A 26,541-nucleotide genomic window follows, 5' to 3' on the forward strand; every position below is an offset into this window, starting at 1 on the left:
TCCGGTAACCCTCATCCGATCGGCGTCCGTCTCCGTACTCCGGGACGGCCGGCGTGCCCCTGCGCCGGCCGGGAGGAGCGTGGCGGATGGACCGCAGACGGATGACAGCCATCGGCGTACTGGTGGCGGCGGCCGGGTTGACGGCGGCGGTGACCGTACCGTCGTTCGCCGGCGAGGAACCCCGGCGGGCCGCGCCGGTGACCGACGGCGTCGCCCCGGAGGTCCTGGACGCGATGGGCCGCGACCTTTCGCTCACCCGTGACCAGGCGGTGAAGCGACTGCGCACCGAGCGGTGGGCGGCCGGCACCCTCACCCGGTTGCGTGCCGAACTCGGCGCCGGGTACGGGGGCAGCTAGCTCAGCGCGGACGGCGCCACGCTCACCGTGGCGGTGGCCGACGCGGCCGGCGAGGCGCGGGTCAGGGCCGCCGGCGCGGTCCCGAAGCGGGTCGCCCGCGGCGTCGCCGAGCTGGACGCGGTGAAGTCCCGGCTCGACGCTGCGGGCGGCGCGGCCAGCCCGGACATCGCCGGCTGGTACGTCGACGTGACCGACAACGCGGTAGTGGTGGTCGCCCGTCCGGGCGCGGAGGCCGACGGCCGACGGTTCGCCGCCGCCGCGGGGTCGAAGACCACGATGGTCCGGGTACGCACCGCCGACGAGGCCCCGCGTCCGCTGTTCGACGTGCGGGGCGGCGACGCCTTCTTCATCAACAACGCGGGCCGCTGCTCGGTCGGCTTCTCCGTGGTGGGCGGATTCGTCACCGCCGGGCACTGCGGCCGGCCGGGGGACCGCACCACCGGATCCAACCGGGTCGCCCAGGGCACGTTCGCGGCCTCCTCGTTCCCCGGCGACGACTGGGCGTTCGTGCGGGTCAACGGCGACTGGACGCCGCAGGGCGTGGTGACCGACTTCAACGAGGGCAGCACGGTGGCGGTCAACGGCTCCACCGAGGCGCCGGTCGGGGCCTCGATCTGCCGCTCCGGCTCCACCACCGGCACCCGCTGCGGCCTGGTCCAGGCCAAGAACGCCACTGTCAACTATCCGGAGGGGACGGTCACCGGGCTGACCCGGACGAACGTCTGCGCCGAGCCGGGCGACTCCGGCGGCGCGTGGCTCTCCGGCGACCAGGCGCAGGGCGTCACCTCCGGCGGCTCCGGTGACTGCACCCGGGGCGGGGTCACGTTCTTCCAGCCGGTCAACGAGATCCTCCAGCGCAACAACCTCACGCTCGTCACCGCCGGTGGCCAGCCGGCCCCGACGCAGCCGCCGGCCGGTGGCGGGGAGACCACCCCGCCGTCGACCGTCCCGCCCACTCCGCCGGCCGGCGACACCGAGTGCGCCGGCCAGGTGAGCCGGACCGGCCCGATCGCCGCCGGGCGGGTCCAGGTGCAGCCGGACGGGCGCTTCTTCCGGGTGCCGGGCGGCACCCAGGAGGCGTGCCTGGCCGCGCCGGACGGCGTCCGGGTGACGCTGGAGCTGCAACGCTTCACCAATGGCGCGTTCCGCACTGTGGCCCGCGCCACGAGCGCCGACGGCGTGGCCCGGCTGACCGCCGAGGGCCCGGCCGGCGCCTACCGGTACCGGGTGACCGGGCTGTCCGGCTCGGGCGAGTACACGCTGGCGTTCTCCGCCCGCTGACCGCCGCACCGAGACCGCGGCCCCCGACCACCACCGCCCGGTGATCGGGGGCCGCGCCGCGTAGCGGGTCGGCCGGTCGGCAGGTCGGGGCGGCGGGTCAGGCCAGGGCGGCGACCGCTTCGGCGTACGCGGCGCCGGTGCGGACCGCCGCGGCCACCAGCACCTCCAGCTGCGCCGGGGCGACCCCGCAGGACAGGTCCGTGGAGACGCCCGCGGCCAGCACCAGCGTCCCGTCGCCGGGCTCGTGCACGTAGGCGGCGGGCAGCAGCCGGTCGTGGTTCCAGGCGTTGCAGAACGCGTACGCCTCGGCGCGCCGCTCGGCCGGCAGCGTGCGCGCCGCCACCACCCGGGCGTGCAGCACGTCACAGCGGCGGCCGAGAAGGCGGAACTGGATCGTCGCCTCGCCCCACCGGCCGACGAGTGTGCCGTCCGGCTCCACCGTGTACGGCTCGCCCCGGGCGTCGAGCGCGGCGGCGAGCAGCGCCGCGTCCAGCGGGGCCGGCTCCTCCGGACCGGGCGGACCGGGCTCGGCCGGGTCCGGTTCCGGCTCCTCGTCGAACTCGCTCTCGGCGGCGAGCGAGACCGGTGCGGCGAGCGGCCGCTCGGCCAGCCAGGAGGCGATCCGGCCGGACTGGTGCCCGGTGCCGTTGCGGGCGTCGAAGCTGCCGGCGAGCGCCGTGGCCAGCGCCTGGAGCTGCGCCCCGAGTGTCGCCACGTCCACCTCGGCCGCCGGTCGCGAACCGTGCCCTGGGCGGTGGATCCGCCGCCCGCCGAGCCCGGCCTCGGCGGCCAGCCCGCAGAGCAGCGCGCCGGCCGCCGCGAACTCCATCGCGGACAGGTCGTCGGCCGGGTGGTCCAGCCGGGGCAGCTGCTCGGTCAGCACCTCCAGCCCGCGGTGCAGGTAGCCGCCCAGCGCGCAGAAGCGCAGGTGCGTGGCGAGCAGCCCGAACGCGGCCCGCTCACGCCGGTGCCGGCGGTACGCGCGCACGTGCGCCCGGGCCGCCTCGGTCACCGCGCCGACCCGCAGCCACGGCAGCAGTCCCACGGCGAGCGCCCGTTCGGGCTGATCGGTGCAGACCGCCGCCCCGGCCGCGGCCGCGGCGGCCTCCCGCTCGCCCCGCCGGGTCGATGGTGCCTGCGGCACGACCCAGCCGGTCAGCGCCGGCGCCAGCGCCGCCAGCGCCGCCTCCGGTTCGCCCCAGCCCGCCAGCAGCTCGGCCCGTCGAGCCGGGGCGCAGCCCGGACAGCCGCCCACCGGGTCCGCCGCGTCGGCGGCCGACCAGCGTTCGTACGCCCGCCGGGCGGCCGGCTCGTCGCCGAGGTGGTCGGCGACGCGGCACCGCAGCTCCGCGACCGGCGCGGCGTCCTCGCCCAGCTCCCCGGCGAGCGCGTCCAACAGGGACCGGGCCTGGTCCAGGCCGACCCGGGGCGTGCCGAACAGCGCCTCCACCGCCTGCCGCTGGTGCCGGCGCAGCCGGGTCAGCTCGTCGGGGCGGGCGTCCAGCAGCCCGGGGTGCCGGGCCGCCGTCTCCCGCATCCGCCGGACCGGTTCCACGGTGCGCCACCGCTCACCCAGGTGCAGGTACGCCTCGACCAGCGCGAACCGCGCCGACAGGGCGGTACGCGGGTCACCGGTGGCGTCCGCGCGGGAGGCGATCCGCTCCAGCTCGGCGCAGCGCTCCTCGCCGTCGGGCCGGTCCCGGGCGTCGGCGAGCGCGGCGGCCAGCCCTCGGTCGCGGGCCGTGGTCATCGGAGCGTCCCGCCGGTCAGCTCGTCGACGGCGGCGGCCAGCTGGCAGCCGGTGGTGACACCGCAGTCGACCAGCCGGTCGAGCTGGTGCGGTGTGACCCCGCGCTCCAGGTCGGTGGTGACCTCGCCGCAGATCTGGGCCGACCCGTCGTCGGCGACGTGCACGTACGCCTTCGGCCAGAGCCGGTCGTGGTTCCACATGTTGCAGAAGACGTGCAGCTCGGGCACGTGCTCGATGCCGAAGTGCCGCGCGACGACGGTGCGTACCTGGAGCAGCTCACCGGCCGCGCCCCGGCGGTGGAACCAGATCAGGTTCCGTTCCCAGCGGCCCACGAGCGCGCCGTCGGGCTCCTCGACCACCGCGTACCCCCGGTGGGCCGCCACGGCGGCGATCAGCTCGCCGGTCAGCGGGCGCAGCGCCTGCGGGTGTCCGGTCAGCGGACCGTCCGGACCGTCCTCGATCTCCGGCGACGCCATCGGGCATCCCTTCTGAGGCGAATAACACAAACGACGGTCCGACCCGTGCTGCGACGCGCGGACACGACCCGGAAAAGCGGCGTTCCACCGGGTGCCGCCGTTACCGTGACTCTATGGCGGGGCGTACCTCTCAGGCGAGCCGGCGGCGCGGCGCGTCGCCGCGTGGCACCACGAACAACCGCGCCCGTCAGCCGGCGAAGAAGGCGGCGGCGCGGAAACCGGCGCGGCGGCCGGCGCGCCGCGGGCCGGCTCCGGCCGCGTTCGTCGGCCGGGCCGCGGGCGCTGTCTGGATGGGGCTGGCCCACACGGTGGGCTGGGCGTTCCGGGCCGCCGGCCGGCAGGCCGCGTCCACCCGGGAGCTGGATCCGGAGCACCGCCGCGACGGCGCCGGGCTGCTGCTGTTCGGCCTGGCCATCCTCAGCGCGGTGGGCATCTGGGGCGGCGGGGCCGGGCCGGTGGGCCGGCACCTGGCCGACACCGTACGGCTGTTCATCGGCGCCATCTCGATCATTCTGCCGGTGCTGTTCATGGTCGGCGCGTGGCGGCTGATGCGGACCCCGGCCGACCCGGAGCATCGCGGCCGTGGCCTGGTCGGCTGGGGCTCGATGATGCTGGCGACCGCCTCGATGCTGCACATCGGGCAGAACCCGGTCGACGAGGTCCAGCGCGACTACGCCGGCGGTCTGCTCGGCGCGGGCGTGGGCAACCTGCTGAAGTCGGCGGTGACCGCCTGGGTGGCGATGCCGCTGCTGCTCCTGCTGCTGGTGTTCGGCCTGCTCGTGGTCACCGCGACCCCGATCAACAAGATCCCGGAGCGACTGGGCCTGCGCGGTGATTCGGGCGTGCCCGAGGACGACGAGGAGGAAGCCGAGGCCGAGGCGGCGGCGAAACCGGCCCGCAAGCGGCCGGCGAAGCGGCTGTCCTCGCCGCTGGAGCCACTGGACCCGGACGACGAGCTGGCCGGCGTCGACCTCCAGGAAACCATCGTGCTGCCGCGCAAGACGCCGCGCGTGCCGGCGAACCGCAAGCCGGTCGACCCGCCGGAGCACTCGCCGCTGCCCACCCGCGCCGAGCAGCTCGCGCTCACCGGGCTGGCCGGCGACTACACGCTGCCGCCGGCGAACATGCTCGGCAGCGGCGCCGCGCCGAAGACCCGGAGCAAGGCCAACGACGAGGTGATCGCCGCGCTCACCGGCGTCTTCGAGCAGTTCGACGTGGACGCCGCGGTCACCGGCTTCACCCGCGGGCCGACGGTCACCCGCTACGAGGTCGAGCTGGGCCCGGGCGTGAAGGTCGAGCGGATCACCCAGCTCTCCCGCAACATCGCGTACGCGGTGAAGTCGCCGGACGTGCGCATCCTCAGCCCGATCCCGGGCAAGAGCGCGGTCGGTGTGGAGATCCCGAACACCGACCCGGAGAACGTGTCGCTCGGTGACGTGCTGCGCTCGCGGGCCGCGACCAGCGACCACCACCCGATGGTGGTGGCGCTCGGCAAGGACATCGAGGGCGGCTACGTGGTGGCCAACCTGGCGAAGATGCCGCACATCCTGATCGCGGGCGCGACCGGCGCGGGCAAGTCGTCATGCCTGAACTCGCTGCTGGTGTCCGTCCTGACCCGGGCCACGCCGGACGAGGTGCGGCTGCTGCTGATCGACCCGAAGCGCGTCGAGATGACCGGCTACGAGGGCATCCCGCACCTGGTCACGCCGATCGTGACGAACCCGAAGAAGGCGGCCGACTCGCTGGAGTGGGTCGTGCGCGAGATGGACATGCGCTACGACGACCTCGCCGCCAACGGCGTCCGGCACATCGACGACTTCAACCGCAAGGTGCGCAACGGCGAGATCAAGGCCCCGCCGGGCAGCGAGCGGGAGATGCGGCCGTACCCGTACCTGCTGGTGATCGTGGACGAGCTGGCCGACCTGATGATGGTCGCGCCGCGCGACGTGGAGGACTCCATCGTCCGGATCACCCAGCTCGCCCGGGCCGCCGGCATCCACCTGGTGCTGGCCACCCAGCGTCCCTCGGTCGACGTGGTCACCGGCCTGATCAAGGCGAACGTGCCGTCCCGGCTGGCGTTCGCCACCTCCTCGCTCGCCGACTCGCGGGTCATCCTGGACCAGCCCGGCGCGGAGAAGCTGCTCGGCCGCGGCGACGGCCTGTTCCTGCCGATGGGCGCGTCGAAGCCGCAGCGCATCCAGGGCGCCTGGGTGACCGAGCGCGAGATCGCCGACGTGGTCAAGTTCTGCAAGGACCAGCGGGAGCCGGAGTTCCGTCCGGACGTGCTCGCCCCGGCGCAGGACAGCAAGAAGAAGATCGACGAGGACATCGGCGACGACCTGGACCTGCTCGTGCAGGCGGTCGAGCTGGTGGTCACCTCGCAGTTCGGCTCGACCTCGATGCTCCAGCGCAAGCTGCGTGTGGGCTTCGCCAAGGCGGGCCGGCTGATGGACCTGATGGAGACGCGGGGCGTGGTCGGGCCGTCCGAGGGCTCCAAGGCCCGCGACGTGCTGGTCAAGCCGGACGAGCTGGAGGAGGTCCTGGCCGGCCTGCGCGGCGGCGAGGACTGACGACCCACGACGGACCACGGCGGCCCCCACCGTCCGGTGGGGGCCACCGTGGGCGGTTCGGGGTCAGTTGAGCAGCGCGGCGACGAGCACGGCGCCGATGATCGCGCCGACCACGCTCGCGGCGGCGGCGTACCAGCCCAGCGGCTTGTCGCCGAGGACGGCGCCGACGATGCCGAGGATCAGGCCGAGCACGCCGAAGATCAGCGGGGACAGGAAGATCGCGAGAGCCGCGAAGACGAACGCGACGATCGTGCAGATCCGGGCGGCGTTGCTGCGCGGACGGGCGCTGGCGTGCATGTCGGCCATGGGGTCCTCCGTGATGATCGCTCTGTCGGTCAACGGGAGACCGGGTACCCCGGGCGTCGCATCGTCCAAACCGGATGCGGGTGATCAGCCGAAGAGCTTGAGCCCGATCACGCCGGCGACCACCAGCAGCAGGCAGGCGACGCGCGGCAGGTTCACCGGCTCGCCCAGCGCGAGCATGCCGACCAGCGCGGTGCCCACCGCCCCGATGCCGACCCACACCGCGTATCCGGTGCCGACCGGGATGTCGCGCAGCGCGTACGCCAGGCCGGCCATGCTGCCGACGAGCGTGACGGCGAAGACGGCGGAGGGGAGGGGACGGGTGAAGCCGGCGCTGCGATCGAGCGCGATCGCCCACGCGGTCTCCAGGAGTCCGGAGAGCACCAGTACGAGCCAGGCCATGAGATCACCTCTGACGGGCGGGCCCGGCGCGGAGCGGGCCGGGCGACGGTTAGGTCACGCGGGGCGTCTTGGCCTGACCGGGTACGCCCACCACTCGTCCGGGACGGCCCGTGGGCCGTCGTGGCCGACGGTAGCACCGGCCGGGCCGCACCGGTGGCGGGGTGAGAAAGCCCACCTCGGCTGGAGTTGACGTCAACTTCAGGTTGCAGGATTGACCGCATGACCCTGCTCTTCTCCGACGACGACGTCGCGGCCGCCGTGGACGCCCCGCTCACCGTCGCGGCCATGCGGGACGCGCTGCTGGCCGCGTACGCCGGGCGGCTCATCGCCCCGCCCCGGGCGTCCGCGCCGCTGGGCGGGGGCCGGATGGTGCTCACCGCCGGGCACCTCACCGGCGAGTGGTACGGCTTCCGCTCGTACGACACGTTCGGCCACCCGGAGAGCGGTCAACTCGTCGTGCTGCACGACGCGAGCACCGGCGCGGTACGCGCCATCGCCGTCGGCGAGGAACTGGGCTCCCGGCGTACCGGAGGACTCGGTGGCGTGGCGGTGGACGCGCTGGCCCGCGCGGACGCCGCCACGCTCGGCGTGGTGGGTTCCGGGCGGCAGGCGTGGACCCAGGTCTGGGCAGCGGCGGCGGTCCGGCCGCTGCGCGAGGTGACCGTCCACAGCCGCTCGGCGGCCCGGCGGGAGGCGTTCGCCGCGCGGGTCCGCGCCGAGCTGGGCTTGCCGGCCCGCGCCGTCGGCTCGGCCGCCGCCGCGGTGCGCGACCGGGACGTGGTGGTGCTCGCCACCACGAGCACCGTCCCGGTGCTGGACGCTGCCGACCTGGCGCCCGGCACGCACGTCAACACGGTCGGCTTCAAGCAGACCGACCGGCACGAGTTCGGCCCCGACCTGCTCGATGCCGCCGACCTGCTGGTCACCGACTCGCCGGGGCAGGCCGCCGCGTACGTCCCGCCGATGCTCGCCGCCGTCGAGCCGTACGCCGGGCGGTTGCGCGACCTGGGCGCGGTGCTGGCCGGGGCGGTTCCCGGCCGGACCGGCGCGGACCAGGTCTCGGTCTTCTGCTCCACCGGCCTGGCCGGTACGGAGGTGTTCCTCCTCGACCGGCTGGCCCGCGTGGCCGCTCCCGCCCGCTGAGCGCGCCGGACGGGCGGCGTGGCGGTGCGGAACCGGCCCGGTACCCTCGGATGGTGTCTGCCACCTCCTCCACCCCGCAATCCGACGGGCGCCGGGTCGCCCTGCTGACTCTCGGCTGCGCCCGCAACGAGGTCGACTCGGAGGAGCTGGCCGCCCGGCTGCATGCCGACGGGTGGCAGGTGACCACCGACGGCGAGGGCGCCGACGTGGTGGTGGTGAACACCTGCGGCTTCGTGGAGAAGGCCAAGCAGGACTCGATCCAGACGCTGCTCGCCGCCGCCGACACCGGCGCGAAGGTGGTCGCCGCCGGGTGCATGGCCGAGCGGTACGGCCGTGAGCTGGCCGACAGCCTCCCCGAGGCGCAGGCGGTGCTCAGCTTCGACGACTACCCGGACATCGCCGCCCGCCTCGACTCGGTGCTCGCCGGCGAGGCGATCGGCGCGCACACCCCCCGCGACCGGCGGGAACTGCTGCCGCTGACGCCGGTGAAGCGCCGCGACGCGGCGGTGTCGCTGCCCGGGCACGGCACCCCGGCCCGGGTCGCGCCGCAGACCGACGCGCACACCCCGGCGCACCTGCGGCAGGTGCTGCGGCACCGGCTCGACACCGGCCCGGTCGCCTCGCTGAAGCTCGCCAGTGGCTGCGATCGGCGGTGCGCGTTCTGCGCCATCCCGGCCTTCCGCGGGGCGTTCGTCTCGCGTACCCCGGACGAGCTGCTCGCCGAGGCCGAGTGGCTGGCCAAGACCGGCGTCCGCGAGCTGGTGCTGGTCAGCGAGAACTCCACCTCGTACGGCAAGGACCTGGGCGACCCGCGCGCGCTGGAGAAGCTGCTGCCGCAGCTCGCCGCGATCGACGGCATCGTGCGGGTACGCGCCAGCTACCTCCAGCCCGCCGAGACCCGGCCCGGCCTGGTCGAGGTGATCGCCACCACGCCCGGCGTGGCCGCGTACTTCGACCTGTCGTTCCAGCACTCCAGCGAGCCGGTGCTGCGCCGGATGCGGCGCTTCGGCTCCACCGACCGGTTCCTGGAGCTGCTCGCCTCCGCCCGCGCGCTCGCGCCGGACGCGGGCGCGCGCAGCAACTTCATCGTCGGCTTCCCCGGCGAGACCAAGCAGGACGTGACCGAGCTGGTCCGGTTCCTGACCGAGGCGCGCCTGGACGCGATCGGCATGTTCGACTACAGCGACGAGGACGGCACCGAGGCCGCCGGGCTGACCGGCAAGGTCTCCGCCGCCACGATCAAGCGGCGGTACGACAGGCTCAGCGCGCTGGCCGACGAACTGTGCTCGCAGCGCGCCGAGGAGCGCCTCGGCGCGACGGTGGAGGTGCTCGTGGACTCGGTCGCCGACGGCGTCGTGGAGGGCCGGGCCGCCCATCAGGCGCCCGAGGTCGACGGATCGACCACGCTCGTCGCGCCGGACGGCGGCGGCGTCGACCTGGCCGCGTTGCGCCCCGGTGATCTGGTCCGGGCCACTGTCACAGCGACCGAGGGTGTCGATTTGGTCGCCGTACCGGATGAGATGATCTCGGCGGCGCCCGGCGCGGTACGGTGACGGCGGGCCCGGACGGAGCGGGGAAGCCACGTGGGGCGATGCGGGACATGACGGGAGCGGAGTCGACGGCGGCTGCCCCCGTACCGCTGCTCAACGCGGCGAACCTGCTCACCGGCGCGCGCCTGGTGCTGGTGCCCGTCTTCGCGGCCACCGTGGTCGCGTCCGCCATGACCCACGGGGGCTGGCGGATGGCCGCCTGCCTGATCTTCGCGGTGGCCTCGGCGACCGACCTGATCGACGGCTGGATCGCCCGCCGGTTCGAGCTTGTCACCTCGCTGGGCAAGGTCGCCGACCCGATCGCCGACAAGGCGCTCACCGGCGCCGCGCTCGTGCTGCTCTCCGTCTACGACCGGCTGCCCTGGTGGGTGACAGCGGTGATCCTGGCCCGCGAGCTGGGCATCACCGCGCTGCGCTTCTGGGTGATCCGGCACGGCGTGATCGCCGCCAGCCGGGGTGGCAAGGTCAAGACGGCGCTCCAGATCCTGGCGATCACCTGGTACCTCTGGCCGATGCCGGAGGCGCTCGCCGCGATCGGCCCGTGGATCATGGGGGCGGCTGTCGTGGTCACCGTGGTCACCGGGTTCGACTACATCGCCCAGGCGTTGCGGCTGCGGCGTCCGGCCCGTTGATCCGGCGGCCGACGAGTAAGCCGACCCGGCGCGGGAAGAGAGGGCGGGCATGAACACCGACGCGAGACACCAGCAGCCCGCCGGCAGCCCGGCGGCCTCCGTCGTGCACCGCCTGCACGAGTGCGGCCAGACACTGGCCACGGTCGAGTCGCTGACCGGCGGGCTGCTCGCCGCCGCGGTCGTGGAGATCGCCGGGGTCAGCTCGATCTACCGGGGCGGCATGGTGGTCTACGCCACCGAACTCAAGGCGACGCTCGCCGGCGTACCGGAGGACCTGCTGGCCGACCGCGGCCCGGTCGATCCCGACGTGGCCGCCGCCCTGGCCGAGGGCGGACGGCAGCGGTGCGGCGCGGACTGGGGTCTGGCCACCACCGGTGTGGCCGGGCCGGAGCCGCAGGACGACAAGCCGGTCGGCCTGGTCTACGTGGCGGTCGCCGGGCCGGACGGCACGCAGGTGCGTCGGCTCGACCTCGACGGCGGCCGCGACCACATCCGCTCGGCCGCGGTGATCGAGGCGCTGCGCCTGCTCGCCGATCGCATCGAGCTCCCCGAGGACGCCGACGCCGACGCGGCGGCGGGGGCCGGCCGCCGATGAGCCGGCCCGGCGCCGACACGCCCGGCGGCGGGTCCGCCGACCGGCCGATCCGCACGGATTTTCAGAGGCGGGGTGGGATGTCGTCGTGGCAACCAACGGGTACGGTTGCGGGAAGGCTCCGACGGTCGTCGTCGGCGTCGGAGCGGTCCCCGCGTCCGGCGCGGCGCGGTCGGCCGGGGATGGTGGTCCCGTTCAGGGGGAGGTGCGATGGTCCTGCTACGCCGGGTGATCGGTGACGCGCTGCGGACACGCAGGCAGGGGCAGCACCGCACCCTCCGCGAGGTGTCGTCCGCCGCCAACGTCAGCCTGGGCTACCTCTCCGAGATCGAACGCGGCCAGAAGGAACCCTCGAGCGAACTGCTGGCCGCCATCTGTGACGCGCTCGGCGCCCGCCTGTCGGAACTGCTGCGCGAGGTGAGCGACACCGTCGCCCTCGCCGAGCAGATGCCCGGCGTGCTGGTCCCGGTGGCCGACGGGCCGGTCGAGCCGGCCCCGGTGGCCCCGACCGGCGTGCGCAAGGCGACGAACCGTGGCGTCCGGCAGGTCACCTCCGACGGCGCGGTCGCCGTCCAGGTCCGGCAGGACTCGCCGCTCAAGGCCACGCTGCGCAGCACACGGGTACGCCCCGCCGAGCGGGATGTGGTCTGCGCCGCCTGATCCCGCCTGTCGCGTCGTGGGTGGTGCTGGCGCCCGCGTCGTACTGTTGATCAGGAGCGTACGGGTGCCGGAGTGGCGTCCGGTTGGAACGATGTAGGCGCGACGCTACTGAGGGGACGAGGCGGAGATGGCTAACCCGTTCGTCAAGGGTTGGAAGTACCTGATGGCGCTCTTCGGCGCGAAGATCGACGAGCACGCCGATCCGAAGGTGCAGATCCAGCAGGCCGTCGAGGAGGCGCAGCGCCAGCACCAGGCGCTCGTCCAGCAGGCGGCGGCGGTGATCGGCAACCAGCGTCAGCTGGAGATGAAGCTGTCCCGGCAGATGACCGAGGTGGAACAGCTCCAGGGCAACGCGCGGCAGGCGCTGGCGCTGGCCGACCAGGCCCGGGGCAAGGGCGACGAGACCGAGGCCGGGCGCTACGAGCAGTCCGCCCAGATGCTGGCCACCCAGCTCGTCTCCGCCGAGCAGGCGCTGGAGGACCTGAAGACGCTGCACGACCAGGCGCTGGGCGCGGCGGCTCAGGCCCGCAAGGCGGTCGAGAACAACTCGATGATCCTCCAGCAGAAGCTGGCCGAGCGCACCAAGCTGCTCAGCCAGCTGGAGCAGGCCAAGATGCAGGAGAGCGTGGCCCGCTCGCTGGAGTCGATGTCGTCGCTCACCGCGCCCGCCAGCACCCCGTCGCTGGACGAGGTACGCGACCGGATCGAACGCCGCTACGCCACCGCCATGGGCCGGGCCGAACTCGCCGGCAACTCGGTCGAGGGCCGGATGCTGGAGATCCAGAAGGCCACGCTCGACTCGTCCGGATCGGCGAGACTGGAACAGATCCGGTCGAGCATGGCCGGCGAGCAGCTCGGCGGCCGGCACGAGACCCCCGCTGTGGGGCAGCCGACCGACCCGGCCGCCACCGCCCGGCTCGACGAGATCCGGGCCAGCATGAGCCGGGAACGCGGCACCGGGGAGAGCACGACCGGCTGACGGAGGGGCGGACACCATGGCGGACGAACGGGCCCGACATTTCCGCAGGTTGCGCCGGCTGCGCAACTCGGCGCGACGGTGGAGCGTGATGGCCGGAGGGCTCGGCGGCGCCGCCGCGGTGCTCACCCCGTACGCCGGGCTGGGCCTGCCGGACGCGGCCTGGGCCGGTGCCGCGGGCAGCGCGATCGCGATCGCCTTCTGGCGCTGGGCCGACCACCGGGCGCTCGCGGCCGTGCCGGCGCCGCCCGCCCTCGACCCGGCGGAGGCCGCCGCCCGCTCCCGCGCCCGGCTGGTCGCCGCCGTCGAGCGGCTGCCCGTGGGCCCGGGCGTCCTGGCCGAGGTACGCCGGGTCCGCTCCCGCATGGCGTTGCGAGGCACCGCAGCGGCCGAGCCGTGGGCCCGGCTGGACCGGGCCGCGCTCACCCTGGCCGGGCTGGCCGGGCGGCTCACCGGGCTGGCCGAGCCGGCGGTGCGGGAAGCGGCCGAGGCCGACCGTTCCCTGCGTGAGCTGGCGACCCGGGTGGCGGGCGTGGAACGCGCGGCGAAGCTGACCCCGCAGAGCACGCTTGACGAGGTGCACGCCACGCTGGTGGCCCAGTTGGAGGACGGGGTGGCCGCGTACGAGCGGCTGGTGGTGGCCGCCGCCGGCTACGTCGCCGAGGACGCCCGCCCGAACACCGCGCACCCGGCTGCCGCACGGCTGACCGAGGCCACCGACCTGCTGCACGGGGTGGCCTCCGCCCTGGCCGAACTCCGCACCCCCCTCCGAGCCCCATAGCCCCGGCGGCAATCGTCCCCGCGCGTTGATCTTCGAATCTGCCGTCAACTTCATGATCGACCCCGACTGGGAGGACTACGTGGGGGTGGTTATGGGGGTGGGCGGGGTCCAGGGGGAGGTGCCTACCACGTTCGTCGCGCGTACCCGGTAGTGGTAGGTGGTGGCCCGGGCCAGGCCGGTGTTGGTGAAGCCCCGGCCGGTGACGCGGAACGTGGCCGGCTCCCTGGTGAACGCGGCGTCGGTGGCGCGCTGCACGATGAAGCCGGCACCCGGCCCGGCCGGTGCCTCCGCCGACCAGCTCAACGTCACGGTGGCGGTGTCCGGTCCCGGCGCGCTCGCGATGACGCTCACCGCCGTGGGCGCCGTCGGCCGGGCCGGGGTGGTCACCCGGGCCACTGTCGACCAGGGGGACGCCGCGCCCAGGTACGTCGTGCGTACCCGGTAGTAGTACGTGGTGTCCGGGGCGACGGCCGGGTCCAGGTGGGCCTCGCCCACGGCGATCGCTGTGGTGCCCGGGCCGCTGGTGAACGTCGGATTGGTGGCGCGCTGCACGTCCACACCGGTGGCAAAGGAGTGGTTCGCCCAGCGCAGCGCCACGCGCAGCGGCGCGGTCGGCAGCACCGCCGAGGTGAGCCGGGCCGGCGCGGCCAGGCGCACCGCCGCCGGTACGGCATTCGACCAGGACGAGCAGCCCACCGCGTTCTCGGCCCGGATCCGGTAGTGGTACGTGACGCCGGGGGTGACTGTCGCGTCGGTGTAGCGGGTGGCGGTGGCGGCCACGGTGATCTCGGTCAGCCCGGCGGTGAAGGCGCTGTCGGTGGCGCGTTGCAGCAGGTGGCTGGTGGGCACCGGGCGGCTGCCGTTGCCGGTCCAGGTCAGCGCGATGGCGGGCAGCGCGGTGGCGCTGCCGGGCGCCGGGGTGGCGGTCAGCCCGGTCGGTGCCTTGGGCGCCACCCGCAGCACCAGTGGACGGCTCATGCCCTGGTCGCGCAGCCCTGCCGAGCGGGTCTGCCAGCGGTACTCCCAGCCCAGGTTGACGAGTTGGTTGACCACCGTGGCGGGGCGCCCGTCGGCCGGGCTGACCGGGCTCGCGTCCAGCCGCGCGCCGGCGGGCCGGGACGGGTCGAGCAGCCGTACGCTGTCGCCGATCTTGAACGGCAGGGGAGGCGGTGCGGGGCGCAGCGCCACCACGACGTCCTCGCGGGGGTTGACCCGGACGGTGTCCTTCCAGCCCAGCTCGCCCGGCTCGGGCGGGCGCAGCGTGCCGTCCCAGCCGACCCGGTTGACCAGCTGCACGTCGCAGCCCTCGATGTGCACCGGATGGGTGCGCGGGGCGTCGCCGACGATCCGCCACAGGTGCGTGCCGTCGCCCGGCGCGCCGACCGGCACCGCCGGGTCGGTGGCGTGCAGCACCTCGGTGGTGGGTTCCACCGGGCCCAGCGGCAGCGTGGCCGGGAGCAGCGGCCCGCTGACCGGGTGGCCGACGCCGAGGCGGCCCACCGCGCGGCCGTGCCGCGGCTCGAACACCTGCCCGACCGACTTCACCGCCAGCGGCAGCGTGACCGGCGCCGCCGCGCCGTGCGGGGTGAACGTGACCGAGCCGTCCCGCGCGCCGACGAGCGTCGGCCGCGGGGTGTGGGTGCCGAACGCGGCGTCGTACGCCGGCTGCGGCACGATCGGCGGCGGCTGGCTGTGCGCGTACGCCCCTGGTAGCCGGTCGGCGAGCCGGCGCGTGTCGTACGGCTGGGCCGGGGCGCCGGTGACCCGGATCTGGAGCAGTGTGCGGGTGTTCGGGCCATAGCCGGGCCGGGTCGGCGGCAGCCCGCCGGAGCCGCTCCGGTCCGACGCGCCGGTGTGGTGGTCGTAGCGCGGGTCGAACCGGGGCAGCGGCGCGGGGCAGTCGTTGTAGAGGATGAGCGTGCTGCCCGGTGGCACGGTGGCGAAGTCCACGACCACGTCGGCCCGTTCGCCGGGGGCCAGCAGCAGCGCGTGCCCGTCCACGTTGAGCACTGTCGGGTCCTGCCTGTCGTACCGGTAGTCCACCGGCCGGTTTGCCAGCACCACCGGGGCGGGGAGCAGCCCGCTCTCGTTGCCGATCTGGATCAGGTCGGGTCCGGCGGCGGCCGGGTCGGGCACGCCGCCGTCGCGTCCGTCCGCCGGCCAGTACGCGGGCCGCCCGGGCGCGCGTACCGCCTCGACCATCGGCACCTCACCGGCGGCCGGGTCGGCCGGGCTGCCGTCGTCGGCCCACATCGGGCCGTCCGAGGCGGCCCGGTAGAGCTGTAGGTTGAGCGCCCGGTCCGCGCAGGCGTTGAGGATCCGGAACCGGTACGCGCGCGGTGCGACCTCCAGGTACGGGTAGGCCACGCCGTTGACGAGCGGGGTGTCCCCGTACGCCTCGGGCACCGCCGACGGGTGCGGCACGGCGGGTACCAGTGGCGGCTCGTCCGGGTCGGCATCGGGGTCGTGGTGCGGGTTCGGCACCGGGGCGACCCACGGGCTGGCCCCGCCGTCCGGGTCGTGGGTCCACGGGCCGTAGTCCCAGCGGCCGGTCGGGTTGCCGCCGGTGAGCCGGTACGGGTTCTGCCGGGGCTGGTAGACGTGTGGGTGCCAGAGGCTGCCCTTGGCGCCCCAGCGGTCCCGGTCCCAGGTCGGGTCCTGCGCGGCGAGCTGCGCGTCGTCCGGCACGAACGTCTTGTCCTCGATCACCAGCGGGAACTGGTCGGCGGGGAGCACGCCGTCGTCCACGAGGCGTTCCTCGGCGGGATCGGTGAGCAGGTACAGCGCGATCTGCCCGGAGTAGACGGTGAGCCGGGACAGGCCGAGCGTGTTGTCGTGCAGCCACATCAGCCGGCCGCTCTGCTCGTTCGGGAAGTACAGCGTGGTGGCGCCCGCGCCGGGCGGCGGCATGTCCGGCACCGGGGTGACACCCACCCCGACCGGGTACGGGGTGATCTCGCCGGCCGGGGTCACCCATTGCCACGGGTTGCCGGCGCTGATCCACCCGGTCTGCGCGCCGGACAGGTGCGGCACGGCCCGGTTCTGCGGGTACGGCGCGGGACCGTCCAGCGGGCCGGCGCCGGCTCCGTCGACAGTCTCGTCCACCGGCAGGAACAGCTCCCCGGCCCGCCCGGTGGGGAGCTGGTTGATGAACTTGATCCGGACCGGGCGGCCCCGCCGCGCGACGATCATCGGGCCGAGGTGCCAGGGGCGGTCCGGCGGGCCGACCGTGTTGTGGCCGGCGGCGTCGGTGCCCAGGTTGAGCTGGCGGTAGCCGCGCAGCCGGGTGGCCGGCAGGTCGCGGTGCAGGCGTTGCGCGTACTCCTGGAGGCCGATCTCGTAGTAGTCGCAGCCCGGCCACGTGATGGTGTCCGGGACGGCGACCGGCAGGCGGGCGCCGAGCCCGGCGGTGGCCGGTTGCCCGGGCAGCGGCAGCGGGTCGACGAACTTGCGGATGCCGGTGCCGGGCGCCGGGCGGCCGTCCGCGTCGAGCGTGGGCAGCGGGCTGGCGGCGGTGTTCGGCACCGGGCCGAACAGGTGCGGGACGGCGGCCGGGTCCAGGCTCGCCGGGGTGGCTCCGTCGCCCGGCTCCTCGTCGCCGGCGCGCGCGGCGGGCACGCCCCGCGCGGCGGAACCGGCGAACGTGGTGGGCGCGGTCTCCTCGGCGACTCCGGCGCGGTCCGGCCGTCCGGGCCGGAGTCTGCGGAACAGCACCATGGCTCTCCCCGGGGTCGGGGCGCGCCGGCCGACACCCCGGCGTGGCGGCGTACGCGCTGCTGACGAGCGGTGAGCGGTCAATCGCAGCATGCGACGTCGCGGGGGTGGTACGGAAGTACCCAATCGTCCCTATCTCGGCGATCTTTGGTGTTTCGTGGAAGTTCCACGTCAGGCGCGGTCGGGCTGGCAGACCGGGCACCAGTAGGTGACCCGCTCGCCCAGTTCCTCCTTGCGGATGGCGGTCCCGCAGCGCCGGCACGGCTGGGCCCGGCGGCCGTAGACGTAACTGGTGCCGCCCCGGCGCAGCACCCCCGTCGTGCTCTGCGTCCAGCGGCCCCGGTTCGCCGCGAGCAGCCGCTGGGCCAGCGCGACGGTGCCGGGCAGGTCCGGCACCGCGCGTACCGGCGTCCAGGGGGAGACCCCGCGCAGGAACAGCACCTCGCACTTGTAGAGGTTGCCCACCCCGGCGAGGTTGCGCTGGTCGAGCAGCGCCTCACCGATGGTGCGCTCCGGCTCGGCGGCGAGCCGGCGTACCGCCTCGTCGGCGTCCCAGTCCGGGCCGAGCAGGTCCGGGCCGAGGTGACCGACGAGCGACTCCTCCTCGGCCGTCGCGACCAGCGCCAGCTCGTGGAGGTGGTAGCCGACGGCGACCGCGCCGGGGGAGCGCAGCACCACGCGGATCAGGTGTGCCGGCCGTGCCGTCCAGCGCTCGCCCGGGGTGTACGCGCGCCAGACGCCGTCCATCCGCAGGTGCGAGTGCAGCGTCCACTGCGCTCCGGTGGGCGCGGTGAGGCGTAGCAGCAGGTGCTTGCCCCGGCTGGTCGACTCGCGCACGGTCCAGCCGGTCAGGTCGGTGGCGGCGAGTTGCGGCACGCGGAAGTCGGACCCGGTGAGCCGGGCCCCGGCCAGCGCGCGATCCAGGACGCGCGCGGTGTTCCAGACGGTGTCGCCTTCGGGCACCCCGCCATTGTCCCCTACCGAACGGAATTCGCATGTGTCGCCATTTGTACTGAGGTTCCACTTGATCTGCGGAAACGCAACGATCAGGGGGTTCTGAGGAGAATGCTGATGGCTCATTCTGGACGTCGTACCGTCGTCGCCCTGACTGCCCTGCTCACCGTGGCCGCCGGACTGCCCGGCACGCCCGCGTCGGCCGCGTCCCCGTCCACCGTCGTGCCGGCACGCGCCGGCGCGCCCGACCCCGAACGCTGGTCCGTCGACCTCGCCGTCGCCGGCGGCGACGACGTCAACGTCGCCTGGCGTTCCGGCCGCCTCCGGCTGGCCGACCCCCGCCCCACCGCCCGCACCCGCCCGGCCGCCGTGGGCGGCCCGGTCGCCGAGGGCATCCTGCTCTCCGCGCCGCGCGTCCTGGACCGGCCCGCCACCCGGGTACGCGCCCGGCTCACCGCGAGCACCGGCGACGGGGGCACGGCGGTGGCCCAGGTACGCGGCTGGCGTGCCCGGGGCTGGACCGAGTGGCGGGACGCCGCCGAGGCCGTGTTCGACGAACCGGTCCGCCGGGTGCAGGCGCGCGTCGTGCTGACCACCCGGGACGCCGCCTCGGAGGCCACAGTGACCGGCCTGACGCTGGCTGCCGACCGGGTCGCCACCACTGCGGTCCAGCCGGCCGCCGCGCTCACCTACCGGGTGTACGCGACCCGGATCGGCCTGGTCGGCGGCACCACCGCCAACGGGCACACAGTGCGCGCCCGGGACCACTTCGCGGCGCTGCCCAGCCGGCGCGGACTGTCCCCGCGTGGCACCGGCGACTACACCGTCAAGGTCTGCACCACCAGCGGAAGCCGCTGCGAGTACGCCCCGGTCTGGGACGTCGGCCCGTGGAACACCCGGGACGACTGGTGGAACCCGTCGTCGATCCGGGAGAACTGGAAGGACCTGCCGCGCGGGCGGCCCGAGGCCCAGGCGGCGTACCAGAGCAACTACAACGGCGGGCGGGACCAGTTCGGACGCACCGTGCGCAACCCGGCCGGGCTGGACCTGGCCGACGGCACGTTCTGGGACGGGCTGCGGCTCACCGACAACGCGTGGGTGGACGTGACGCTGCTGTGGGCCGGTGGCGGGGCACGGGCCGTCGTCGGCTCCGGACCGCTGAACCTGCGCGCCGGGGCGGGCACCTCGTACGCCAGCCGTGGTCTGGCCGCCACGTACGCCCACGTGCCGGTGCAGTGCTACGTGACCGGCCAGCGCATCGCCGGCACGTACCGCACGACGACGCGGTGGTACCGACTGGTCGGCGGCACCTACGTCAGCCACGCGTACCTGTCCTCGATCTACGGCGGCACAGTCCCCCGCTGCTGACCCCGCCCCCTGATCCCGTTGATCTTGCAGTTTCGGCCCTGCCCGTGGGGCATTTGTCCTCTGTGTCGGGGCACCAACTGCAAGATCGCCGGGGCCGGGGCCGGGGCCGGGGCCGGGGCCGGGGCCGGGGCCGAGGCCGGGGCCGGGGCCGAGGCCGAGGGCTAGGGGGTGGTGATGGTGATGAGGGCGCCGGGGGTGGTCTGGAGGGTGTCGGCGGCTCGGCCGGTGTTCACCGCGATGGCCACCAGGTCGGCGGAGTCGGGATAGACCACCAGGGCGCCGGGTGGTGCATCGCCGAACGTGCGGCCGCGCACCGCCTCCCGGCCGTTCACCAGCAGCCGCTGCGGCAGGCCGTCGAGCAGCGCGCCCGGCGCGGCGAGCTGGACATTGCCGAAGTGGTCGACGGTCAGCACCTCGGCGGTGAGGCGGCCCGGCTCGGCGCGGACCACCGGTTCCGGCAGCCGGACCAGCGTGCCCGGATCCACCGCCGGTCCGGCCTCGCCGAGTGGCGCGCCCAGCGCCAGCCGGGCGGCCACCGGCGCGAACACGTCCCGCCCGTGGAACGTGCGGGAGACGAGCGGGCCGAGCCAGTCCGGGTTGGTCAGCTCCACCGCGGCGGTCACCCGCCGAGCGCCTCCGCGGCCGGAACGAGGAGCCCGTTGTCCGGCCCGACGAGCAGCCCGCCGGGCGCGGCGAGCGCGATCCCGCGGCGGGTGGTGCCGACGCCCGGGTCGACCACCGCGACGTGCACCCCCCACGGCAGGTACGGCACTGTCTGCGCGAGCACCGCAGCGCCCCGGCGGACGTCGGCGGGCGGGATCAGGTGCGTCACGTCGATCACCCGTACGGCCGGGGCGAGCCGGGCCAGCACCCCGTGGCACGCCGCCGCGAACCCGTCGGCCAGCCCGTAGTCGGTGGTCAGCGAAACACAGCTCGGACCGCCGCCCGTCGGCCGCGCGTCGTCCGGCGTCGTGCGGCCCTGGCCTCCGGCGGCCGGGGCGCGTTCGTCCGGGCCGCTCATCGCTGGTCCGCCCCGGTCAAGTGCCGAGCCAGGCGCAGCTCGTCGTGCAGCGGGATCCCGTCCGCGCCGACGCGCGGAATGGTCGGCTTGACCGCGCGGGCACGGTCGACAGCGCCCGCGTCCACAGCGACGATGCGCAGCCCTCGGCGCTGGTAGAAGCGCAGCGCGCCCAGGTTGTCGTTCGTGGTGACCAGCCAGATCCGGTCCGCCGCGGCGGCCGTGGCCGCCTCCTCGGCGGCGGCCAGCAGCGCGGTGCCCGCACCGGCGCCCGGGGCCGAGGCGGCCAGGCTCACCACTTCCAGCCCGTCGGCGTCGACCCGGTACGCCAGCGCCCCGGCGAACGTGCCGCTGTCGTCGATAGCCACGAAGGTGGGCAGATCACGCAGGTCGTAGCGGGTGTCGTGGACCACCACGACCGGGCCACCCCACTCCCGCTCGTGCAACGCCGCCAGCGCGGCACGGTCGCCGTCGTGCGCCTGGCGTACCCGGATCGAGGCCACCTGCTCTCCTCCCCGCTCACGTCCGGCACACCCTAACCGGGACAGCCGGGCGGTCAGCCGCGCAGCCGCAGGCCGCGCGGGGTGGCGCGGAAGCCGGCGGCGGTGAGCGCGTCGCGCAGCGGGGACGTGTGCACCGCCTCCCCGTCGGCGCGTTCCACCGAGATCGCGCCGAGCGCGCCGGAGTGCACCGCGTCGGCGAGCGCCTTGCCGGCCGCGCCGAGCGTGTCGGTGTCGTCGGTGAACGACAGGATCGTCCGCCCGCCCCGCTCGACGTAGAGCACCACGTCACCACCGACCAGCACGACCAGCGCGCCCGCCTTGCGCCCGGCCCGGTGCCCGGTGGCGGGGGCCGCGCTGTCCCCGGAGTCGACCACGCGCTCGGGCCAGGGCAGCGCCGCGCCGTACGGGTTCGCCGGGTCGGTGGCGGCGAGCACCACCGCCGGGCCGCCGCGGCCCTGGTTGTCGTCGGCGAGCGCCCGGATCCGGTCAACCGCGCCGGGCACCGCGAACTGTGCCGCGCCCAGCCCTTCCACGAAGTAGCCGCGCCGGGCCGCCCCGCGTTCCTCCAGTGCGGACAGCACCGGGTAGACCCCGGCGAAACCGCCGGTGACCTGTTCGGCCACGACCGCGCCCCGGGTCACCACGCCGTGCCGCTCCAGCAGCAGATCGGCCAGGGCGGCGGCCCGGCGGGTGGGATCGCTGTCGCGTTCGGGCAGCCGGGACCAGCGGCCGGCCATTGTGGGCGGACCGCCCCGGCTGGGCAGCGCCACCCGGCCGGGTCGGCGGTAGCGGGTGCGCGGCGCCGAGGGCCGGGACCGGTGCGCCCCGCCCGCGCCGAGCGCGGCCCGCAGCGGGGCGAGCGTGTCGTTCGTGAGGTGACCGGCCCACACCAGGTCCCACACTGCGCCCGACAGGGCGGCATCGTCGGTGGCGCCGACCCGGTCGGAGAGCGAGCGGAAGAACAGCGCCTGCCCGTCGGCGAGCGCGTCGAGCACGGATTCGTGCAGCGGGGTCAGCGTCAGCGCGTCGTCCGGCGGGGCAAGCAGCAGCGGCGCGGCGTCGGCGTACGCGAGCGTCACCCACCCGTCGCCGCCGGAGATCGCGCCCGCGCCGGCCCACACCACCTCGCCGCTGGCGCACAGCTCGTCGAGCTGGGCGGGGGAGTAGTCGGCGACCCGGGCGGGCAGCACCAGACGTTCCAGGGCGGACGCCGGCACGTTCACGCCCTGCAGCTGTTCGAGGGCGGCGGCGACGGCCTCGACGCCCCGGGCCGACGAGCCGACCTGCTGCCATCGGGGCAGGAACGTGGCGAGCGCGCGTGGCGGCACCGGTTCGATCTCCCGGCGCAGGGCGGCCAGGGAGCGGCGGCGCAGCAGGCGCAGCACCTCCGCGTCGCACCACTGCGTGCCCACCGTGTCCGGGGCGAACTCGCCGGAGACCACCCGGCCGTTCGCGGCGAGCCGCCGCAGCGCCTGCTCCACCACGAACACGCCGAGCCCGAAGCGGGCGGCGCAGGTGGCCGCCGCGAACGGGCCGTGCGTGCGGGCGTACCGGGCGACCAGGTCGGTGAGCGGATCGGCAACCGGCGCCAGGTACGCCTCGGCGACTCCGACGGGCAGCGCCACCCCGAGCGCGTCGCGGAGCCGGGCGGCGTCCTCGACCACTACCCAGCGGTCCTCGCCGGCAATCCGGACCCGTAGGACCCGCCGGGCCGCCGCCAGCTCGTCGGTCCAGGATTCCGGCACCCCCCGCTCGGCCAGCTCGGCCGGGCTCAGGTCGCCGACCACGCGCAGCAGCTCGACCACGTCCTCCGCGTCACGGGGCCGGCGCTGCTCGGTGAGCCAGCGCAGTTGGCGGGCGGTCTCGGCGAGCACCTCCGGGTCGAGCAGTTCCCGCAGGTCGACCCGGCCGAGCAGCTCGCCGAGCAGGCCGGAGTCGAGCGCCAGCGCGGCGGCCCGCCGCTCGGCCAGCGGGGCGTCGCCCTCGTAGAGGAACGCGCCGACGTACCCGAACAGCAGCGACCTGGCGAACGGCGACGGGCGCTCGGACTCGACCTCGACCAGGCGTACCTTGCGGGCGGCCAGGTCACGCATCAGCTCAGCCAGGGCGGGCTGGTCGAAGACGTCCTGGAGGCACTCCCGGGCGGCCTCCAGCGTCACCGGGAAGTCGGCGTACTCGCGGGCCACGTCGAGCAGTTGCGCCGCGCGCTGGCGCTGCTGCCACAGCGGCTGCCGCCGTCGGGGGTCGCGGCGCGGCAGCAGCAGCGACCGGGCCGCGCACTCCCGGAACCGGGACGCGAACAGCGCGGACGTGCCGACCGACTCCTCGACGAGCTGGGCGATCTCGTCCGGCTCGAAGACGACCACGTCGGCGCCGGGCGGCGTCTCGGCGGTGTCCGGCAGGCGGACCACGATGCCGTCGTCGGAGGGCATGACCTGGGCGTCCACGCCGTACCGCTCGGCCAGCCGGCGGCCGATCGCGAGCGCCCACGGGCCGTTGACGCGCGCGCCGAGGACCGAGTGCACGGCGAGCCGCCAGTCGCCCAGTTCGTCGCGGAACCGTTCGACCACCACCGTCCGGTCGTCCGGCAGCGAGCGGGTGGCCGCCTTCTGCTCGCGCAGGTAGTTCATCAGGTTGCCGGCGGCCCAGTCGTCCAGCCCACCGGCGCGCAGCGCCGCCACCGCGTCGGAGTCGGACTGCCGCAGCAGGGCCCGGACCCGGGCGCCGATCGCCCGGCCCAGCTCGACCGGCCGGCCGAGCTGGTCGCCCTTCCAGAACGGCATCCGGGCGGCCTGACCGGGCGCGGGGGAGACCAGCACCCGGTCGGGGGTGATCTCCTCGATCCGCCAGGACGACGAGCCGAGCAGGAAGACGTCACCCACGCGGGACTCGTAGACCATCTCCTCGTCCAGCTCACCCACCCGCGCGGCCCGCTCGGCGCCGGCCAGGAAGACCCCGAACAGGCCCCGGTCGGGGATTGTGCCGCCGCTGGTCACGGCGAGCCGCTGGGCGCCGGGGCGACCGGTCAGCACGTCGGTGGCGCGGTCCCACACGAGCCGGGGACGCAGCTCGGCGAACGCGGTGGACGGGTAGCGGCCGGAGAGCATGTCGAGCACCGCGTGCAGCGCCGAGTCGGGCAGCTCCGCGAACGGCGCCGCCCGGCGGACCAGCACGGCGAGGTCGCCGAGCCGCCACGGCTCCAGCGCCACCATCGCGACGATCTGCTGGGCCAGCACGTCGAGCGGGTTGCGCGGGTAGTGCAGCTCCTCGATCGCCCCGGCGCCCATCCGCTCGGCCACCACTGTGCACGAGAGCAGGTCGCCCCGGTGCTTGGGGAAGACGACGCCGCGCGAGACCGCGCCCACCTGGTGCCCGGCGCGACCCACACGCTGCAGCCCGGCGGCCACGCTCGGCGGCGCCTCGATCTGCACCACCAGGTCGACAGCGCCCATGTCGATGCCCAGCTCCAGGCTGGACGTGGCGACCACGGCGGGCAGCCGGCCGGACTTGAGCGCCTCCTCGATCTGCTTGCGCTCCTCGCGGGACACGCTGCCGTGGTGCGCCCGGGCGATCACCGCCGGCGCCCCGGCCGCCGCGCCGGACTGCGCCATCACCTCCGCCGGCTGCCGCGGCGCGCGTACCGGGCCCACCGGCCCGCCGAACGCCCCCCGCCGTGCCCTGCGGCCATCGCCAGGCCCGTCGCCGAGCCCGTCGAACGACCCGGCGCCGTCGCGCGGGTGGCCGTCGTCCGGCCCGGCGCCGCCGCGCTTACCGCCGTCGCCGGCTGCCGGGCCGTCGTCGCCGGGCAGCAGATCGGATACGCGCACCGGCTCCCCGCCCCGGGCCACGCGGCTGCCCTCCGGCGCGGACGCCGCCTCGATCTCCTCGGCGGCCAGCTCGTTGAGCCGGGCGCAGAGGCGTTCGGCGCTGCGCCGGGAGTTGGTGAAGACGATCGTCGACCGGTGTGCGCGGATCAGCGAGAACACGCGCTCCTCGACGGCCGGCCAGATCGAGGGGCGGCGGGGGGCGAGCCCGCCCAGGTCGTCCTCCGGTGGCTCCTGCTCGTCGAGGCGGGTCATGTCCTCCACCGGGACCTGGACGCTCACCTCGATGGTCTTGTCGGCCGGCGGCTGCACGACGTCGACCGCGCGGGCGCCGCCGAGGAAGCGGGCGCAGACGTCGATCGGCCGGACCGTCGCGGAGAGCCCGATCCGCTGGGCGGGCCGCTCCAGCAACGCGTCGAGGCGTTCCAGGGACAGCGCGAGGTGGGCGCCGCGCTTGGTGCCCGCCACCGCGTGCACCTCGTCCAGGATGACCGTGTCCACTCCGCGCAGCGAGTCGCGGGCGGCGGAGGTGAGCAGCAGGAACAGCGACTCGGGCGTGGTGATGAGGATGTCCGGCGGGGTGCGGGCGAAGGCGCGGCGCTCGTCGGCCGGGGTGTCGCCGGTACGCATGCCGACTGTGACGTCGGGCGGCGCCAGGCCGAGCCGGGCGGCGGCCTGGCGGATGCCGGTGAGCGGGGCGCGCAGGTTGCGTTCGACGTCGACCGCGAGCGCCTTGAGCGGGCTGACGTAGAGCACGCGGCAGCGCCGGCGGGGATCGGCCGGCGGAGGTTCCTTGGCGAGCCGGTCCAGCGACCAGAGGAAGGCCGCGAGCGTCTTGCCGGAGCCGGTCGGTGCGACGACCAGGGCGTTGCGTCCGGCGGCCACCGAACGCCAGGCGCCCTGCTGAGCCGGGGTGGGCGCGGCGAACGCCGCGGTGAACCACTCCCGGGTCGCCGCGCCGAACTCCTTGAGCACCCCGCCTGACCGGGTCACCTCGTCCGCCACGACCCCATCCTGCCGCGCCGGTGTGACATCCGGCCGATCGCCGGAGCGTTCTGTCCCGGCGGCGGCGCTCAGGAAAGGAAATGGGAGGTTGTTCCGTTAAGTCTTACTTAACTGGTTGCTTGTGCACTGCAACATAAAGTAACTTCACTCGCGATGCGGCATGGGCTGGAGGCGTTGATGACCGTCGAGGAACGAGGCTTCGGGCCCGGCACCGACCTGCTCCTCCGTCAGGTCGACGGCCGGCTGGCCGCGCTCCGCGCCGGGCTGCGCGGTCCCGACCTCGAACTGGCCGAGGATCTGGCCCGGCGACTGCGCGAGATGATCCTCGCCACCGCCCGTTCCAGCGCTGCCGACCGGGCGCGCGTCCGCGCCGCTGTGCACTACTTCGTCCAGCGCCGGGAGAGCCGGGACGCCCGGCTGCCGCTGCGGTCGCTCGCCGTCGCCCAGCGCGCCGTCGACCGGGCCGCCCGCCAGTTGGACTCCACCACCCTGTCCTGACCGACCCGCCGGACCCACCCGACCCACCCGGCCCGCCCGGCGGCCGAACCGCGGGAAGGGCCGGTGCGGGTGGCCGCACCCGGCCGTTGCGGCCCGGCCCGCTCCTGCCCCCCGCTGCCCCGCCTCCGTCAGCGCAGTTCGGCCACCCCAACCTCCTCCCCACCCACCGACCCACTTCCGCGGTG

Annotated in this window: 20 protein-coding genes, 1 pseudogene and 1 riboswitch; of the genes and pseudogenes, 12 read left to right on the top strand and 9 right to left on the bottom strand. The window is 75.3% G+C overall.

Annotated features, from left to right (window positions below; all coding sequences use genetic code 11):
* Window positions 1–86: 86 nt before the first annotated feature.
* Window positions 87–356, top strand: a complete 270-nt coding sequence (locus tag FHU28_RS33330) for a hypothetical protein (RefSeq protein ID WP_260412872.1) — start codon at window positions 87–89, stop codon at window positions 354–356.
* Between the two features lie 27 nt (window positions 357–383).
* Window positions 384–1,637, top strand: a complete 1,254-nt coding sequence (locus FHU28_RS32520) for a S1 family peptidase (protein ID WP_311773562.1) — start codon at window positions 384–386, stop codon at window positions 1,635–1,637.
* Window positions 1,638–1,734: 97 nt separating this feature from the next.
* On the opposite strand, the gene FHU28_RS10480 is transcribed toward FHU28_RS32520, so the two are convergent.
* Together FHU28_RS10480 and FHU28_RS10485 are read right to left on the bottom strand one after the other, a co-directional pair.
* Window positions 1,735–3,387 (bottom strand): type III secretion system chaperone family protein, encoded by a 1,653-nt coding sequence (locus FHU28_RS10480; protein ID WP_184683226.1) that lies wholly within the window; start codon window positions 3,385–3,387, stop codon window positions 1,735–1,737.
* Complete coding sequence (locus tag FHU28_RS10485; protein WP_184683228.1) at window positions 3,384–3,863, bottom strand: type III secretion system chaperone family protein; 480 nt, start codon at window positions 3,861–3,863, stop codon at window positions 3,384–3,386. The genes FHU28_RS10480 and FHU28_RS10485 overlap by 4 nt, the downstream gene beginning before the upstream one ends.
* Before the next feature lie 113 nt (window positions 3,864–3,976).
* Between FHU28_RS10485 and FHU28_RS10490 the strand changes: the two genes are divergently transcribed.
* Entirely contained in the window at window positions 3,977–6,433 is a 2,457-nt protein-coding gene (locus FHU28_RS10490) for a DNA translocase FtsK (protein ID WP_184683230.1), read from the top strand.
* 63 nt (window positions 6,434–6,496) lie between these two features.
* Here FHU28_RS10490 and FHU28_RS10495 read toward each other — a convergent pair whose 3' ends face one another.
* Together FHU28_RS10495 and FHU28_RS10500 are read right to left on the bottom strand one after the other, a co-directional pair.
* On the bottom strand, window positions 6,497–6,739 hold the full coding sequence (locus FHU28_RS10495; protein WP_013474454.1) for a hypothetical protein: 243 nt from the start codon (window positions 6,737–6,739) through the stop codon (window positions 6,497–6,499).
* An 84-nt stretch (window positions 6,740–6,823) separates the two neighbouring features.
* On the bottom strand, window positions 6,824–7,138 hold the full coding sequence (locus FHU28_RS10500; protein ID WP_116504820.1) for a DMT family transporter: 315 nt from the start codon (window positions 7,136–7,138) through the stop codon (window positions 6,824–6,826).
* Window positions 7,139–7,195: 57 nt separating this feature from the next.
* Window positions 7,196–7,261: riboswitch (guanidine-III (ykkC-III) riboswitch) on the bottom strand.
* Between the two features lie 96 nt (window positions 7,262–7,357).
* Between FHU28_RS10500 and FHU28_RS10505 the strand changes: the two genes are divergently transcribed.
* The 7 genes from FHU28_RS10505 (at window position 7,358) to pspM (ending at window position 13,472) form a co-directional block, all read left to right on the top strand.
* Window positions 7,358–8,281 carry an ornithine cyclodeaminase family protein gene (locus tag FHU28_RS10505; RefSeq protein ID WP_184683232.1) on the top strand — a complete coding sequence of 308 codons (924 nt, stop codon included), beginning with the start codon at window positions 7,358–7,360 and terminating at the stop codon, window positions 8,279–8,281.
* Window positions 8,282–8,331: 50 nt separating this feature from the next.
* Window positions 8,332–9,834, top strand: coding sequence for a 30S ribosomal protein S12 methylthiotransferase RimO (gene rimO, locus FHU28_RS10510; protein WP_184683234.1), 1,503 nt, complete (start codon window positions 8,332–8,334; stop codon window positions 9,832–9,834).
* 47 nt (window positions 9,835–9,881) lie between these two features.
* Window positions 9,882–10,463 (top strand): CDP-diacylglycerol--glycerol-3-phosphate 3-phosphatidyltransferase, encoded by a 582-nt coding sequence (gene pgsA / locus FHU28_RS10515; RefSeq protein ID WP_184683236.1) that lies wholly within the window; start codon window positions 9,882–9,884, stop codon window positions 10,461–10,463.
* A 49-nt stretch (window positions 10,464–10,512) separates the two neighbouring features.
* The gene (locus tag FHU28_RS10520) at window positions 10,513–11,058 is read left to right on the top strand and encodes a CinA family protein (RefSeq protein ID WP_184683238.1); all 546 of its coding nucleotides are present in this window, start codon (window positions 10,513–10,515) and stop codon (window positions 11,056–11,058) included.
* Between the two features lie 207 nt (window positions 11,059–11,265).
* Window positions 11,266–11,715: a helix-turn-helix domain-containing protein gene (locus FHU28_RS10525; RefSeq protein ID WP_184683240.1), complete on the top strand. Its 450-nt coding sequence runs from the start codon at window positions 11,266–11,268 to the stop codon at window positions 11,713–11,715.
* A 127-nt stretch (window positions 11,716–11,842) separates the two neighbouring features.
* Window positions 11,843–12,694, top strand: coding sequence for a PspA/IM30 family protein (locus FHU28_RS10530; RefSeq protein WP_116504830.1), 852 nt, complete (start codon window positions 11,843–11,845; stop codon window positions 12,692–12,694).
* A 16-nt stretch (window positions 12,695–12,710) separates the two neighbouring features.
* Entirely contained in the window at window positions 12,711–13,472 is a 762-nt protein-coding gene (gene pspM / locus FHU28_RS10535; protein WP_184683242.1) for a phage shock envelope stress response protein PspM, read from the top strand.
* A gap of 75 nt (window positions 13,473–13,547) precedes the next feature.
* Here pspM and FHU28_RS10540 read toward each other — a convergent pair whose 3' ends face one another.
* Window positions 13,548–17,279, bottom strand: coding sequence for a fibronectin type III domain-containing protein (locus FHU28_RS10540; protein ID WP_376700728.1), 3,732 nt, complete (start codon window positions 17,277–17,279; stop codon window positions 13,548–13,550).
* A 78-nt stretch (window positions 17,280–17,357) separates the two neighbouring features.
* Window positions 17,358–18,149 (bottom strand): Fpg/Nei family DNA glycosylase, encoded by a 792-nt coding sequence (locus FHU28_RS10545; RefSeq protein ID WP_184683254.1) that lies wholly within the window; start codon window positions 18,147–18,149, stop codon window positions 17,358–17,360.
* A gap of 108 nt (window positions 18,150–18,257) precedes the next feature.
* Here FHU28_RS10545 and FHU28_RS10550 point away from each other — a divergent pair, with 108 nt between their 5' ends.
* Window positions 18,258–19,508: a hypothetical protein gene (locus tag FHU28_RS10550; protein WP_184683258.1), complete on the top strand. Its 1,251-nt coding sequence runs from the start codon at window positions 18,258–18,260 to the stop codon at window positions 19,506–19,508.
* A 161-nt stretch (window positions 19,509–19,669) separates the two neighbouring features.
* Here FHU28_RS10550 and FHU28_RS10555 read toward each other — a convergent pair.
* From FHU28_RS10555 to FHU28_RS10565, 3 genes and pseudogenes are all read right to left on the bottom strand, one after another.
* Window positions 19,670–20,430: pseudogene (locus FHU28_RS10555) on the bottom strand (SAM hydrolase/SAM-dependent halogenase family protein).
* 95 nt (window positions 20,431–20,525) lie between these two features.
* A complete protein-coding gene (locus FHU28_RS10560) occupies window positions 20,526–21,029 on the bottom strand; it encodes a GNAT family N-acetyltransferase (RefSeq protein WP_184683266.1) in 504 nt (167 codons plus the stop codon).
* Window positions 21,030–21,082: 53 nt separating this feature from the next.
* Complete coding sequence (locus tag FHU28_RS10565; RefSeq protein WP_184683274.1) at window positions 21,083–25,858, bottom strand: Lhr family helicase; 4,776 nt, start codon at window positions 25,856–25,858, stop codon at window positions 21,083–21,085.
* 177 nt (window positions 25,859–26,035) lie between these two features.
* On the opposite strand from FHU28_RS10565, the gene FHU28_RS10570 reads away from it, so the two are divergent.
* Entirely contained in the window at window positions 26,036–26,356 is a 321-nt protein-coding gene (locus FHU28_RS10570) for a hypothetical protein (protein ID WP_184689413.1), read from the top strand.
* The last annotated feature ends 185 nt before the right edge of the window (window positions 26,357–26,541 follow it).

The sequence above is a fragment of the Micromonospora echinospora genome, from assembly GCF_014203425.1.
Classification (GTDB): Bacteria; Actinomycetota; Actinomycetes; order Mycobacteriales; family Micromonosporaceae; genus Micromonospora; species Micromonospora echinospora_A.

Coding starts and splice junctions, on each gene's coding strand:
- FHU28_RS33330 (WP_260412872.1), top strand. CDS start 87: ATGGACCGCAGACGGATGACAGCCATCGGCGTACTGGTGGCGGCGGCC.
- FHU28_RS10480 (WP_184683226.1), bottom strand. CDS start 3,387: ATGACCACGGCCCGCGACCGAGGGCTGGCCGCCGCGCTCGCCGACGCC.
- FHU28_RS10485 (WP_184683228.1), bottom strand. CDS start 3,863: ATGGCGTCGCCGGAGATCGAGGACGGTCCGGACGGTCCGCTGACCGGA.
- FHU28_RS10490 (WP_184683230.1), top strand. CDS start 3,977: ATGGCGGGGCGTACCTCTCAGGCGAGCCGGCGGCGCGGCGCGTCGCCG.
- FHU28_RS10495 (WP_013474454.1), bottom strand. CDS start 6,739: ATGGCCGACATGCACGCCAGCGCCCGTCCGCGCAGCAACGCCGCCCGG.
- FHU28_RS10500 (WP_116504820.1), bottom strand. CDS start 7,138: ATGGCCTGGCTCGTACTGGTGCTCTCCGGACTCCTGGAGACCGCGTGG.
- FHU28_RS10505 (WP_184683232.1), top strand. CDS start 7,358: ATGACCCTGCTCTTCTCCGACGACGACGTCGCGGCCGCCGTGGACGCC.
- rimO (WP_184683234.1), top strand. CDS start 8,332: ATGGTGTCTGCCACCTCCTCCACCCCGCAATCCGACGGGCGCCGGGTC.
- pgsA (WP_184683236.1), top strand. CDS start 9,882: ATGACGGGAGCGGAGTCGACGGCGGCTGCCCCCGTACCGCTGCTCAAC.
- FHU28_RS10520 (WP_184683238.1), top strand. CDS start 10,513: ATGAACACCGACGCGAGACACCAGCAGCCCGCCGGCAGCCCGGCGGCC.
- FHU28_RS10525 (WP_184683240.1), top strand. CDS start 11,266: ATGGTCCTGCTACGCCGGGTGATCGGTGACGCGCTGCGGACACGCAGG.
- FHU28_RS10530 (WP_116504830.1), top strand. CDS start 11,843: ATGGCTAACCCGTTCGTCAAGGGTTGGAAGTACCTGATGGCGCTCTTC.
- pspM (WP_184683242.1), top strand. CDS start 12,711: ATGGCGGACGAACGGGCCCGACATTTCCGCAGGTTGCGCCGGCTGCGC.
- FHU28_RS10540 (WP_376700728.1), bottom strand. CDS start 17,279: ATGCTGCGATTGACCGCTCACCGCTCGTCAGCAGCGCGTACGCCGCCA.
- FHU28_RS10550 (WP_184683258.1), top strand. CDS start 18,258: ATGGCTCATTCTGGACGTCGTACCGTCGTCGCCCTGACTGCCCTGCTC.
- FHU28_RS10570 (WP_184689413.1), top strand. CDS start 26,036: ATGACCGTCGAGGAACGAGGCTTCGGGCCCGGCACCGACCTGCTCCTC.